This window comes from Myxococcales bacterium (genome assembly GCA_016712525.1).
In the GTDB taxonomy this organism is placed as follows: domain Bacteria; phylum Myxococcota_A; class Polyangia; order Polyangiales; family Polyangiaceae; genus JAAFHV01.
In genome coordinates this window covers 1,050,253-1,062,543 of sequence record JADJQX010000006.1, presented here as the reverse complement: position 1 = coordinate 1,062,543, position 12,291 = coordinate 1,050,253, and the positions used below count along the sequence as shown (strand labels likewise).

The 12,291-nt window shown below is 71.8% G+C and carries 11 protein-coding genes; 8 read left to right on the top strand and 3 right to left on the bottom strand.

Translation table 11 applies throughout. The features are described 5' to 3' along the window. Nucleotides 1–4: 4 nt before the first annotated feature. A complete protein-coding gene (locus tag IPK71_16465; GenBank protein MBK8215335.1) occupies nt 5–1,147 on the bottom strand; it encodes a hypothetical protein in 1,143 nt (380 codons plus the stop codon). An 85-nt stretch (nt 1,148–1,232) separates the two neighbouring features. Further along, a complete protein-coding gene (locus IPK71_16460) occupies nt 1,233–1,739 on the bottom strand; it encodes a hypothetical protein (protein ID MBK8215334.1) in 507 nt (168 codons plus the stop codon). 123 nt (nt 1,740–1,862) lie between these two features. On the opposite strand from IPK71_16460, the gene IPK71_16455 reads away from it, so the two are divergent. From IPK71_16455 to IPK71_16445, 3 genes are all read left to right on the top strand, one after another. After that, on the top strand, nt 1,863–2,999 hold the full coding sequence (locus IPK71_16455) for a hypothetical protein (GenBank protein ID MBK8215333.1): 1,137 nt from the start codon (nt 1,863–1,865) through the stop codon (nt 2,997–2,999). A 363-nt stretch (nt 3,000–3,362) separates the two neighbouring features. Then, a complete protein-coding gene (locus tag IPK71_16450; protein MBK8215332.1) occupies nt 3,363–3,980 on the top strand; it encodes a hypothetical protein in 618 nt (205 codons plus the stop codon). Between the two features lie 139 nt (nt 3,981–4,119). Next, nucleotides 4,120–4,740 carry a YdeI/OmpD-associated family protein gene (locus tag IPK71_16445; GenBank protein MBK8215331.1) on the top strand — a complete coding sequence of 207 codons (621 nt, stop codon included), beginning with the start codon at nt 4,120–4,122 and terminating at the stop codon, nt 4,738–4,740. Between the two features lie 304 nt (nt 4,741–5,044). On the opposite strand, the gene IPK71_16440 is transcribed toward IPK71_16445, so the two are convergent. Further along, entirely contained in the window at nt 5,045–6,613 is a 1,569-nt protein-coding gene (locus IPK71_16440; GenBank protein ID MBK8215330.1) for a serine/threonine protein kinase, read from the bottom strand. Nucleotides 6,614–6,740: 127 nt separating this feature from the next. Between IPK71_16440 and IPK71_16435 the strand changes: the two genes are divergently transcribed. The 5 genes from IPK71_16435 to IPK71_16415 all read left to right on the top strand — a co-directional run bounded on the left by IPK71_16435 (nt 6,741) and on the right by IPK71_16415 (nt 12,124). Beyond that, a complete protein-coding gene (locus tag IPK71_16435) occupies nt 6,741–8,441 on the top strand; it encodes a sigma 54-interacting transcriptional regulator (GenBank protein MBK8215329.1) in 1,701 nt (566 codons plus the stop codon). 183 nt (nt 8,442–8,624) lie between these two features. Continuing rightward, entirely contained in the window at nt 8,625–9,488 is an 864-nt protein-coding gene (locus IPK71_16430) for a hypothetical protein (GenBank protein MBK8215328.1), read from the top strand. Between the two features lie 154 nt (nt 9,489–9,642). After that, on the top strand, nt 9,643–10,233 hold the full coding sequence (locus IPK71_16425) for a hypothetical protein (GenBank protein MBK8215327.1): 591 nt from the start codon (nt 9,643–9,645) through the stop codon (nt 10,231–10,233). An 11-nt stretch (nt 10,234–10,244) separates the two neighbouring features. Further along, nucleotides 10,245–11,210: a TerB family tellurite resistance protein gene (locus tag IPK71_16420; protein MBK8215326.1), complete on the top strand. Its 966-nt coding sequence runs from the start codon at nt 10,245–10,247 to the stop codon at nt 11,208–11,210. Further along, nucleotides 11,207–12,124 (top strand): hypothetical protein, encoded by a 918-nt coding sequence (locus IPK71_16415; GenBank protein ID MBK8215325.1) that lies wholly within the window; start codon nt 11,207–11,209, stop codon nt 12,122–12,124. Before IPK71_16420 ends, IPK71_16415 begins: the two co-directional genes overlap by 4 nt. Nucleotides 12,125–12,291 lie beyond the last annotated feature (167 nt).

Below are 12,291 nucleotides of genomic sequence, written 5' to 3'. Positions count from 1 at the left end.
GGGCCTACCCGCCGGCGCGGGCCAAGAGCTCCTCGGGGGACGGAGCGACGTAGCGGCCCTCGAGCGCGGCGGCCATCTCGGGCGAGTCGTCCGCGGATTTCGCGGCGGCGGCGATGTGGCCCGCCTCCTCGTCGCGACCGGCGGCGCGGAGCGCGCGACAGAGCTTATGGGCCGTCGCGCGGAGCTTCTCGTCCGCGCCCATCCGGGTGAACGCGAAGGTGGAGGCCGCGATGCCAGGGGGCGCCATGGACGACACCATCGCGATCTCGGCGTGGACCTTCGCGCGTTCGCCGACCTGCTCGAGGAACCTCCGGACGACGTCTCCCTTTTTGTGAAAACGCGCGACGTCCGACCAGCGCTCGGCCGCGACGAGGAGCGGCTCGACGTGCGCCTCGAGCGCGGGCACGAGCCACTCTGCGGCGAGCGCGCGAGCGCCGTGGCCGTCGAACCAGGCGAGCGAGCGTGCGTCGTCGCCGAGCGCCTTGTTCAGCGAGAACCAGTCGGCGAAGGCGATCGTGTCCTCGGCGTCGAGGCTCGGCGGAGAGGCGGGGCGGAGCGCGACGAACGCCTCACGCGCCGGGGGGTGCGCGCGGACGAGCCGCGAAAGCGAGTCGACGAACGTGGAGTGGCGGATCGGCGCCATCTTCGGGTCGTGCTCGAGCATGTGCTCCCACAGCCAGACGTACTCGGCCGTGGCCGCGTCGAGCGAGCCCTCGCGATGGAGCGTGGACGCGAGCTGGAGCCGCCGGAACGTGTCCTGCGGGTTCTTCGCGACCTCGTTCTCACGGCGCTCCTTGAAGCTCTTTCCGAGCCCGATCTCGTCGAACCAGGCGAGGAGCCCCTCGGCCGTGAGCGGACCGTCGACGTGGCCGACGTAGCCGCCGCGGTCATGGGCCACGATCGCGGGCGCCGCGTCCACGACCAGCATCCGCGCGATCGGCGCGTCGGCCTCGATGTCGATGCGGATCGCGACGGCGCCCTGCTCGATGCGAGCGACGACGGAAGGATGGGTCCACGTCGCGCGATCCATCTCGTCGCACGCGGCATCGCCTTTCGCGCCGACGCTCACGAGAAAGACGCGCCCTTCGTCGTTCGCCCGCTTCCGCGCGGCGTCGAACGAGAGATCGGCGAACACGGCAGGAATCATGGTCGGCCCCCTTCGCCCCGGAGCGCGGAGCGTAGGTAGAAGTAGCACCCTGGCACCGCGCGGGCGAGCGTCGAGATACGGGCCGTCACCGGTAGGCGACGCAGAGCCGGCGCACGTCGCCGGGCGCACAATCGCACTGCTCGATGCGCGTCGAAGAGAGCCCGGGTGTCCACGAGGGGGGCGCGTCGACGATGCAGCTCCGAAAGAGGTCGAGCGTCACGGGGGCCGCGGGGTCGGTCACGTCTTTCACGCAGAGGATCGGCCGACCCGCGACCTCGAAGTCGCAGGTGCCCTCGACCTGCACGAGGTCGTCCGTGCACACGCAAGGATCGTTCGGGCTCGCGTCCACGGCCCCGTCGCTCGCGTCGGCCGAGGCCGAGGGGCGCACGTCGCCGTCGCGAGGCTCGCTCGAGGGCGCCGTCGCCGCGCGTGTGTCGGGGCCGCCGTCCATGGGGTCGCCCGCGGCCAACCGGCCTCCACACGCGAGCCCGGTGAGCCCGAGGAGGACCATGAGCCCCGCCACGTGGCGGACGCCTCGCGCCGTGCTCCACGACACGCGCTGGGAACGGGCGACGCCCTCTCGAGCCTGCATGCCATGTTCGTTAGCACGGGCTCGCGCCCCGGGATCATCTTCGAGGTCATGGCGGACCTCTCCCCCCGGAAAACGGGAGCGTTGTCGGTTTCCGAACCGCCGACGTCGGCATACGCTAGGCCCATGCGGACACCTGGGGGAGCAACGACGCTCGGTCTTTTGGCGGCGTTCGTCGCGCTCGTCGCGTGCCGCTCGATGGGCGAGGGGCCCTCCCCGTCCCCGAGCGCGGTCCCCTCGGGGGCGGCGCCCCTGGCCAGCACACTCCCCGCGGTCGCGCTCGAGGATTTGCCCTCCGCCGTGACGGATCGGAGCTGCTCGGTCGACGACTCCGCGAAGGCGAGCCCTGCCCTCGAGGCGATCCTCGTGGCCTTGCCGACGCCGATACCGGAGCGGGCACGGAAGCGCTTCGGCTTCGAGTGTTGGAAGAAGCCCGTGGTGCTCTTGGCGGTCGACTACGGCGACGAGCCCCTCGCGAAGCGCGCGCTCCTCCACTACGCCCACCACTTCGTCCTGCCGGCGGATCCGAGCGCGGCGAACGCGCTGCCGGTCGGCCACATCCTGCGCCGAGGCTCGGTCGTGGCGATCGTCGTCGGAGAAGGGAACGCCATCCCCCTCGCCCTCCACGAGCGACGAGGCTTCGGAGACGGCGTCCCCGGCTACCCTCGCGGAGGCCGCGGCGGCTCGGGCAGCGCCCTGCCGTTCGTCTCCAAGCCGGGCGCGTTCACGGCGGTTCGACAGGCGCGCGACTACGACTTCGGGTGCGGCGAGGGGCTCCCGGCGACGGCGCGCGCCTGCGCGGATCTCGCGCTCTACGACAAGGCTCACGGGAACCGCGGCCCGGGGACGAAGCCCGAGACCTTCGTAGGCGCCTGCGTCCCGACGCCGTGGCCCACCGCCAAGAGCGCGGTCGAGGAAGCGTGCTGGCTGCTCTGGTCGCCCCTCGGCGTCGCCATGGGAACGGTCCGCTCGCTCGGCGTGTCGCTCGAGGGTATCCCGCTCGACACGCTGCGCGCGCAGGGCGCCGCCGCGCTCACGCCCGCGAAGGCCTTGGAGCTGCGGTACGCCATCCTCGAGCGAGGGCCCGGGCGCGAGGTCGACTACGTCGACGACGCCGAGCGCACGATCTCGGAGGACGGCAAGGAGACCCTCTCGGTACGGTTCGACGACGCCTCCTTCGTCGCGGTCCGCGCGACGAACGACCGCGTGAAGAAGCCCGTCCTCGTCGCCGGCTTCGCGCGCACGGGCGGGCTCGGGCCGTGAACGGCATCGGCGGTCACGACTCTGGCGCACGAGCTGCGCCCGCTCCGGGCCGGCCCCCGAACCCGAGGTCGGCTCCGGGACGCTAGCCCACTCGCTAGCAGCCTGTTGATTTTCGGACCGAGGCCGTTCGACGTCCGCGCCCGACCCGCCGAGGCGCGATCCGAGGAGCGCTCGGAGCCTACTCCCTCGTCAGGGACTCCCAAGGGTCGTTTTGTAGGTGAGAACGACCCTTGGAAGTCCCCGACGGGGGACGCACCGCAGGATCGCAACGAAGGCGGTCGGGATGCGGCGGCGAACGGCCGACGGGAGAAAATCAACGGGCTGCTAAGCCGGATCACGGGCCGTCGGGTACGGTGACGATCGATGATGGTCCTACGCTGGGCATGGGCTCTCCTTCTCGTCACGACGCTCGGGTGCTCACGCCGCGACGGGGCCACGGCGGGAGAGGCGGGCACCGGCACGACGGCGAACGAGACGGGCGCCGCGGCGACGAACGGGGCTCCTCCCGAACGCCCGAACGCGCCGCTCGTCGACGCCTCGCAGGTCGCGACCTGTTCGGTGAGCCACTCCTGCTCGCTCAGCCACCCGGGCCTCGGCTCGAGCGCGCGGGGGACGCGCGTCGATCTCGGGGCGTGCACGCGCACCTCGTGGGCCTCGAGCGGGCCGTGGAAGAACGGGCCCGACGACACGACACCCTTGGCCATGGCTCCGCCCAGCAGCGCGAAGCCCCCCAAGGTGCCCGAGCCACCGCCGATGCCCGTGCCTCCCACGGACTGCGCGCGCCTCAAGGCGCTCGTGACGTCGGTGACTCCCGCCGACGTGCGGTCCGCGAACGAGCCCGCGAAGATGGACACCGAAGCGTGCCAGCTCTACGTCGAGTGCGGGAGCCCGCCCACCGAAGCCCTCCGCGTGCAACGGCAGACCACGACCGGCGCGGGCCGAGTGACCGACCTCGTGCGCGCCGTGTACGGCCTGCCCTGACGCGCGGCGCGCCCCGGCCCCCTCGTGGCGGCGAAAGGCCGTTGCGTTCGGCGTCCGCCGCGAGAGTCCTGTCTCCACGGGAGACCGTGGGGAAGAGAACCTTTGGGCCCGGGAGATTCGCTGTCGTACCCTCCCTCGCATGAACCGCGACTCGGTGGACAGCTACCTTCGTGACGGCTGCGGGCGCTGCGCGCACTATCGAACACCGGAGTGCAAGGTGCACCTCTGGACGAAGCCGCTCGCGCTGCTGCGTGCCCTCGTGCGCGAGACCGAGCTCGTCGAGACCCTGAAGTGGGGCTCACCGACGTACACGCTCGCCGGCAAGAACGTCGTGATGATCCAGTCGTTTCGCGAGAGCTGCGCGCTCTCGTTCCTGCAAGGGGCCGCGCTCCCGGATCCCGACGGAATCCTCGAGAGCGCCGGCCCCCACTCGCAGCACGCGCGGCTCTTCCGTGTCACGAAGGCCGCCGACGTCACGCGCCACTCCGCAGCGCTGCGCTCGCTCCTCACGGAGGCGATCGTGTTCTCCCGCGCCGGAGGGAAGACCACCCCTACCCCTACGAAGGAGCTCCCCGAAGAGCTCGCAGCGCTCCTCGCGAAAGACCCGAAGCTCGCCGCGGCGTTCGAGGCGCTCACGCCGGGCCGACGACGGAGCCACGCCATCCACGTCGGCGGTGCGAAACAGACCGCGACCCGCGCTCGACGCGCCGAAGCTTGTGTCCCCGAGATCCTCGCGGGGAGGGGCTTCCACGAGAGATGATCGTGCGGCGGGCGCCGTCCGTCCGAAGGTGAAGGACGCAGCGGCGACGACCCTTGGAAGTCCCCGACGGGGAAGCAGCCGACGACCTTTGGAAGTCCCCGAGGGGACGGGAGAGAACCGACGGGCTGCTAGCAGCCTGTTGATTTTCGGACCGAGGCCGTTCGACGTCCGCGCCCGACCCGCCGAGGCGCGATCCGAGGAGCGCCCGGAGCCTACTATTGTAGGTGAGGACGCACCGCAGGATCGCAACGAAGGCGGTCGGGATGCGGCGGCGAGCGGCTGATGGGAGAAAATCAACGGGCTGCTAAGGGTGGGCCTCGGTGACCCGGAGGTGGAACGCGCACGTGCCCTGCCGCTCCGCCTTGGGCAGGGCGACGTCACGCGCGGCCGCGGAGACGCATGCCTCGAACGCGGGGCAAGGATTTCCTCGCGGGAGGGCTCCGCGCACGCCCGCGAACGTGACGTGCCCCTCGGCGTCGGCCGTGTACGCCACCTCGAGGCTCGCGAAGGGATCCGGGCGCACGACCTTGTCGACCGCGAGGCACGCGAGCCTCGCGCACCCTCGGAGCTTGGGCATCGCCGCGACGAATGCGGCCCTCGCGGGGGCGTGAGCGAGGCCGAACGGCTCGAGGGTTTGCCCGGTGAGCGTGAGCACGCGCGACGGAGAGGCTGCGGAGCTCGACGGCGCAGGAGGCGACGACTTCGGCGCGGTCTTCGCGCCTCCCTCGAGCGCGGCCTCGACGCGTGGCTCCGCGTCGGCCTCGTCGGAGACCGCGCTTCGAGCGGCGGCGTCGAGAGGGCCCGACGCGGAGACCGCGGCCGCCGATGGGGCGCTGGAATCGGCCTGCCCGGGCGCTGGCGTGCGAGCCGCAGAGCTCGCCACGAGCGCCGCGAGCCCTCCCGCAGCGAACAGCACCAAGATCCCGACGAGCGCCCGAGACGGCCCTCTCGAAGTCTCCGGGGTGCGCCGGCCCCCGGGCTCCGGCGGGGCCTCCCCCGTGGGAGCACTGAGGGCCGGCAGCGTGGAGCCCTCTTCTTTGGCGCCCGCCCCGCGAAGCTCCGCGGCGAGCTCGGTCGCCGTCGTGGGGCGAGCGTCTCGGTCTCGCGCGAGCGCACGATCGATCGCCGATGCCACGTGCGGCGGGAGCCCCGGCGAGAGTGTCGCGACCGGGGGCGCCGCGACGGTCGTCACCCGGGCCCGAACCTCGTCCATCGTCCCGACGAACGGCGCCCGCCCCGTGAGGGCGCGGAAGAGCGTGGCTCCGACAGCGTAGAGATCGGCACGAGCGTCGAGCACCACGTCCGCGTCGTACTGCTCGGGCGCCATGTACCCCGGAGTGCCTGCGCCCGGAGCGCTCGGTCGCCCGGCCTCCCACGAGGCGATCCCCGAGGTGGACGACGAGAGGCCGAAATCGACGAGCTTCGCGACACCGCGCCGGTCGATCATGACGTTGCTCGGCTTCACGTCGCGGTGCACGATGCCCACCTCGTGGACCGCCCGCAGCCCCTCGAGGACTTGGAGGACCGTGGGCAGCACCTCGCCCAAGCGGAGCGTCCCTCGCTCTTCGATGCGCGCGGCGAGCGTCTCCCCCGTCAGGAGCTCCATCACGACGAAGGCGCGGCCATCTTCGACACCGCAGTCGAGCACACCGACCACGTTCGGATGATCCACGGCCGCCAGCGCGCGGGCCTCGCGCACGAGATCGTCCTCGCCTTGCCCGAGCGCGAGCGCGTGCTCGCGAAGCACCTTGATGGCGACCGGGCGCTTCGTCACACGATGGCACCCGCGGTAGACGGCGCCGAAGCCTCCCCGTGAGAGCGGCTCGAAGAGCTCGTAGCGCTCGAGCTTCGGCGGAGCCTCGACCGAGGTCACCTCGGCTCTCCGGCGCGTACGGTTCCACGGCGGACGAGGCCCGGCATTCCGGCACTTTCGGGACGGCGGCGTAGCCTGTCAAGGCGAAGCCTTGCCGCCGGACGCCGACGATCGGAATATCGGCGCGATGAACGAGCCCCGGAGGGACGGCGACACCACCACCGTGACCCCAGAGGATCCGTTCGAGGCCGCGGCCCTACGCCTCGTCCTCGTTCACGGAGAGACGACGAAGACCATGCCGATCGCAAAAGGAGCGCGCGTCGTCGTCGGGCGCTCGCACCCGGCGGACGTGGTGGTCCCGAGCGACACGAGCCTCTCACGGCGCCACGTATCTCTCGTCGTCTCCGAGGACGGGACCCTGACCCTCGAGGATCTCGGCTCGAAGAACGGGACGTTCGTCGATGGCAAGAAGGTCGTACGCGCCGAGCTCCCTCTCGGAGCGGCCGCCCGGCTCGGCCACGGGACGTCCGTCCTCGTCCAGCGGGCGTCGCGTTCACCTCTGCTCGCGAGCTACGACGACCTCGTTCGATGGCTCGAGGCGGAGATCGCCCGAGCCCGCGCAGGAGGGGGACGCGTCAGCCTCATGGCGTGGCGAGCCGAGAAGGGCCGAGAGAACGACGTGGCACGTGCAGCGCGGACCGTCCTCGGGCCCCTCGTCCGCGCGGCCGAGCACCACAAGGGGCTCGTGCTCCTCGGCCTCGCCCAGGCCTCCGAGAGAGACACCGCGCGTCTCGTCACGAAGCTCGGGCGCGACGGCCTCGCCGGCTCCGCCACGTTCCCTGGGGACGTGACGACGGCCGACGCGCTCGTGGCGAAGGCGCTCGGTGAGGAGAGCGCCGGGGCGCCACTCACCGCGTCGCGCTCCCCGGCGATGCTCGCCCTCATGTCCGAGGCGCGCCGCGTCGCCGCGTCCCGACTCCCGGTGCTCGTGCGCGGCGAGACCGGGGCCGGGAAGGAGGTGGTGGCGAGGGCCATCCACGACGCGAGCCCCCGTCGCGAAGCGCGCTTCTTGGCGCTCAACTGCGGCGCGTTCACGAAGTCCCTGCTCGAGGCGCAGCTCTTCGGCCACGAGCGCGGCGCGTTCACGGGCGCGAACAAGACCGCCAAGGGAGCGTTCGAGCTCGCGGACGGTGGCACGCTGTTCCTGGACGAGGTCGGGGAGCTCTCGCCCGAGGCCCAGGCCGCGCTCCTTCGCGTGCTCGAGACGAAGCGGCTCGTCCGCGTCGGCGGCGACGAAGAGATCGCTGTCGACGTGCGCGTGGTCACGGCGACCCACAGAGACCTCGAGCTCATGGCCCGGGACGGGACCTTCCGCGAGGACCTCCTGTACCGGCTCGACGGCGCGACCCTCGCCGTCCCTCCGCTCCGCGAGCGACCCGAGGACGTCGAGGCCCTCGCGACACGGTTCGTCGCCGAGGCGTGCGTCTCGGACGGCCTCCCCGAGAAGGCGCTCGCGCTCGACACGATCGGGGTGCTGCTCGCCTACCCGTTCCCCGGGAACGTGCGGGAGCTCAAGAACGCCATGATGCGCGCCGCCGTCGTCGCCGAGGGGCCGACCATCGAACCGCGCGATCTCCCCGAGAAGATGCGGAGGTCGTCGACCGCGGCCCGCCCCTCGGCCGCCGAATCGGACGTGCCGGACGGCGCTCCGGGCGACTACCGCGATCGGGTGCGCGCCGAGCTCCAGCGCATCGAGACGAAGATGATCACGGACGCGCTCGCGAGGGCCCAAGGCAACCAGACCGTCGCCGCGCGGGCCCTGAACCTCCCGCTGAGGACGCTCACGCACAAGATCCGCGAGCTCGGGATCAAGAAGACCTTCGGCTGAGCCCAGGGGCAGAAGGGTGTCCCTGACGGCGCTTTGCTCCTTCGAGCAAGGCGTTGCCTAGGGACGGCCCGAGGAGCGCGCCGGCACCTGGATTTTCAGGGGATTTCTCGCCGGGAGGGCGTTGGCCACCCCCTTGCAAACGAGGTCTCGCGCGGCGCCGAGCGCGCCGCAGAAGGAGCCTCGATGATGAAGAAGCTTGGCAACGTGTCGTTCGTGCCGTCCGTCGTGGGAATGGTGGGGGTCGTAGCGCTCGGCGCGCTCGGCTGCGCGGGGGAGGAGGGCGCGAGCCCCGCCGTCGGCGAGACGTCTCACGCGACGGCGACCGGGTCGAGGTGGGTCGAAGGGGGCGATGGCCGGATCGTCGCGAGCGTCACGACCCGCGCGGGCAGCGTCGTACGGTTCGTCGCGGGGGAGAGCCACGAGCTCGGCATGGCCATTCTGCGCCCGAGCGGCGTGGTCGACACGGTGCTCGACGCGGCGAAGCGCGCGCGCGCCACGGGGGGCCCCCTCGCCTTCTACGAAGCGTTGACCGGGCAGCCCGCCCCGCCCGCGCTGCTCGAGGCCGTGAAGCTCGCGAGCGCACCCGCGCCAGGAGAGGCGGACGCGTCGGACGAGGGCGAGGAGGAGATCGCGGCCCCGAACGTCACGGCCGCCGCCGCGGACGTGCCGGTCCCCTCGAACTTCTGCGATATCGTGCCCGAGTCGATCTACGGCAAAGAGCCGTTCATCCGGTGCTGGCCGAACCAGCACGGCACGACCGAGCTCAAGATGAAGGTCGACGCGATGGCGTGCCGGGTCGATCCCGTCGAGGGCCCGCTCTCGTTTCACTACAAATACAAGACGAAGAAGGGCTGGTACACGCCCTACTCGGTGATCGGCAACGCGGGGGACGTCGTCGAGTACGACTCCTACTACCAGTGGTTCCGGCGTTGGCGGGAGTGCCACGTCTTCAAGAACGACGGAGAGAAGCTCCACCACTTCCGCGCCGGAGGCTTCCGGTACCTGAAGGGGTATTCGTTCATGCCATTCGAGGTCCACTTCCCCTGACGGACGTCGGAGCGCGCGCGGGGGCCCACCACTCGACGAGCCTCCGCGCCCGCGCCCCGCATCGACGTACCGCCCAGGTGGGAGACGCACGCACGCCCACCTCCCGAACCTTTTCCGGCACCCGAAGGCCGCGGCATGCGACGCTGAAGGGATCATGCGATCCTCCTTTTTTGCCTCGGCTCTGTTCGTCGGCGCCACGGTCATCGCGTGCGCCGCGCCCCCCACGACGGTCGCGCCCCCCACGGCGCCAAGAGCCGCGCTCCCTTCGTCCTCGGGAGCTATGCCCTCGCCCGACGCACCGACCGCGTGTGTCGGCGGTGTGCCCACGATCGCCGAGCTCGAGTCCTCCCCGAAGGCCACGATCCCCGAGAAGGCCATCGGCAAGGCGGGCGACGGGCGCCTCTGCGAGGCCAAGGCGTTCCGCGTGAGGACGGCGCTGACCGTCCACCGCGTGTGGGACGGCGCGAAGCCCGAGTCTCGCGTCGGGCGCTGGTGGGCCCTCGAGGCCCCGAAGGGCACCACCTCCGACTACCGGAAGGCGTACGCGATCTGCCCCGAGTGGAGCGCCGCCAACCGCAGCGTCACATGCAAGGTCAAGGCCGGCGCCGAGGTCGTGCTCGGCACGGGTCAGAGCGCGAAATGCGCCGACGGGACGGTGTACCCCGCCGCGGCGACGGTGCAGATGTTCGTCCCCGATCCTGCATCGTCGATCGAGGGCTGCACCGAGGGGCAAGCCTTCCCCTGAGCGGCTAGGCGATGCTCGATCGGGTCCTCTCACTCCTCGTGTTCGCGTCCCTCGGGACGGGCGTCGTGCGGCGCTACCTCATGCTGAACCGGCTCTGGCTGCGCAAGCACGAGCGGAGCGTGGCCGAGAGCATCTCCGTCGTGGCGCTCCTCCTCTCGCTCGCCACGAGCCTCCCGTTCCTCGCGAAGAACGTTCTCCGTCACGACATGAAGGGCTCGTTGAACGAGCTCGTGTTCCTCCTGTCGAACGTCGCCATGCTCGTCGTCGGCATCGGGCTCTTCGTGCCCGACCCGCTTCGGCCCACGATGCTCGCGAGGCTCGTGAACGCCCTGAAGCTCGAGAGGGTCGAGGTCACGGACCTCCTGAAGAGCCTCGCCCTCCCGCGAGGCAAGGACCTGCTCGTGGCGATCATGCACGGGGTGGCGGCCTCCGACCACGTCCTCGACCCGAGGGAGCGCGAGGAGATCTCGCGGTTCGCGCGCGCGTGGGGCGTCCCCTACGAGCCCGGCCGAGGCCGCGAGGCGACGGCCGACCCCGTTGCGCTCCGCCGGGACGTCGAGCGGTACGTCTCGCTCGCGCCGCCCGCCGACGAGGCGCGTGCGCTCCGCCGGGTGCTCGATCACCTCGTGCGGATCGACGGCGTCGAGCACGGCGAAGAGCGCGTCGTGCTCGGGGAGATCTTCGGGCTGCTCGACCGCTACCTCACGGGGAGCCCCTCCCCCTCCTTCCGGGTGCTCGTGGTGCCCCAGAGCGACGAGCAAGAGGACGCGATCGTCGCGCTCGTCCCCGAGGCCAAGCGTGGGCACCGCGCCGGCGGCGTCGCGTACGCCCTCGGCACGTTCTGCTCCCGCGCATACGCCGAGAAGATCTCCGAGGCCTACCGCACGAGCGGCCTCCTCACGGTGGTGGTCTCCGAGGAGGAGGCAGCGACCGTCGCCCCTCCGCCCGCGGACGAGGGCGACGAGGCGAATCCATGAGCTTCGCGCGCGCCCTCGAGCTCCTGACCTCCGCGTCCCTCGGGCTCGCCATCGTGCAGGCGTACCTCGTGGTCAACAAGGTGTGGCGCAGGAAGCACGAGGTGGCCGTGTGCGAGGCGCAGTCGCTCGCCTCGAACGCGCTCGGCCTCGCGACGAGTGTCCCGTGGATCGTGAAGTACGTGAGGGACGGCGAGCCGAAGAACGCCGCCGTGGGCCTCGTATGGCTCGCGCTCACGGTGTTCTTCACGATGATCGCGCTCGGCGTGTGGGTGCCGTCCTCGCGCCGCGAGCCCCTCCGGACGAGGATCGCGCGCGCCCTCCGCTCCGAGGGGGCCGAGGCCGGCGAGCTCGTCGCCTCGCTGTTTCGCCCCAAGGGGCGCGCGCTGCTCGTCGACATCCTGCAAGAGATCGCCCTCGTCGACGGCGCCTTCGACGAGCGCGAACGGGCCTTCGTGTCGACCTTCGCCGCCGCGTGGGGCGTGCCCTTCGTCGAGCCCGCGGCGGGGCGAAGACCCGACCCCGTGAAGCTCCAGAGAGCGACGCTGCGCTACGTGGGCCTGCGCCCGCCGCGGGATCAGGTCGCGCGCCTCCGCGAGATCGTGGCCCGCCTCGCCGAGGCCGATCGGACGGTCTCGACGCGCGAGGGGCTCGCCATCCGCGAGGTCACGGCCACGCTCGACGCGTTCCTCGACGAGAGCGGCGCATCCCCCACGTTTCGCGTCCACGTCGTCCCCCAGGGCGAGCCGCAGACGATCGCGATCCGCTCGCTCCTGCCCGACGTCCCCCTCACGCCCTTCCGCGGCGGCGTCGCGGCCCTCGCCGGGCGCTACTACTCCGAGGCCTACGCGAACCTCGTGCGCGACCGCTACCGCGCCCTCCGGTTCTTCTCGATCGTGGAGCAAGACGGCCCGTGACGGCGCGGGGGTCCGCGTCCGTCGGTTCGATCCCGGTGCGCACGCGCTCCGACCGCGCGCGACATGTTCGGGGGCTCGCGAGCCGGCAACGCGGGGGGCCAGTCGACGTGGCCGCTCGGGTGACCACGTCGACCTCGCCCGCGTGAGACCGCGACCACCGAGGACGG

Coding starts and splice junctions, on each gene's coding strand:
- IPK71_16415 (MBK8215325.1), top strand. CDS start 11,207: ATGAGCTTCGCGCGCGCCCTCGAGCTCCTGACCTCCGCGTCCCTCGGG.
- IPK71_16425 (MBK8215327.1), top strand. CDS start 9,643: ATGCGATCCTCCTTTTTTGCCTCGGCTCTGTTCGTCGGCGCCACGGTC.
- IPK71_16430 (MBK8215328.1), top strand. CDS start 8,625: ATGATGAAGAAGCTTGGCAACGTGTCGTTCGTGCCGTCCGTCGTGGGA.
- IPK71_16420 (MBK8215326.1), top strand. CDS start 10,245: ATGCTCGATCGGGTCCTCTCACTCCTCGTGTTCGCGTCCCTCGGGACG.
- IPK71_16455 (MBK8215333.1), top strand. CDS start 1,863: ATGCGGACACCTGGGGGAGCAACGACGCTCGGTCTTTTGGCGGCGTTC.
- IPK71_16465 (MBK8215335.1), bottom strand. CDS start 1,147: ATGATTCCTGCCGTGTTCGCCGATCTCTCGTTCGACGCCGCGCGGAAG.
- IPK71_16435 (MBK8215329.1), top strand. CDS start 6,741: ATGAACGAGCCCCGGAGGGACGGCGACACCACCACCGTGACCCCAGAG.
- IPK71_16445 (MBK8215331.1), top strand. CDS start 4,120: ATGAACCGCGACTCGGTGGACAGCTACCTTCGTGACGGCTGCGGGCGC.
- IPK71_16450 (MBK8215332.1), top strand. CDS start 3,363: ATGATGGTCCTACGCTGGGCATGGGCTCTCCTTCTCGTCACGACGCTC.
- IPK71_16460 (MBK8215334.1), bottom strand. CDS start 1,739: ATGCAGGCTCGAGAGGGCGTCGCCCGTTCCCAGCGCGTGTCGTGGAGC.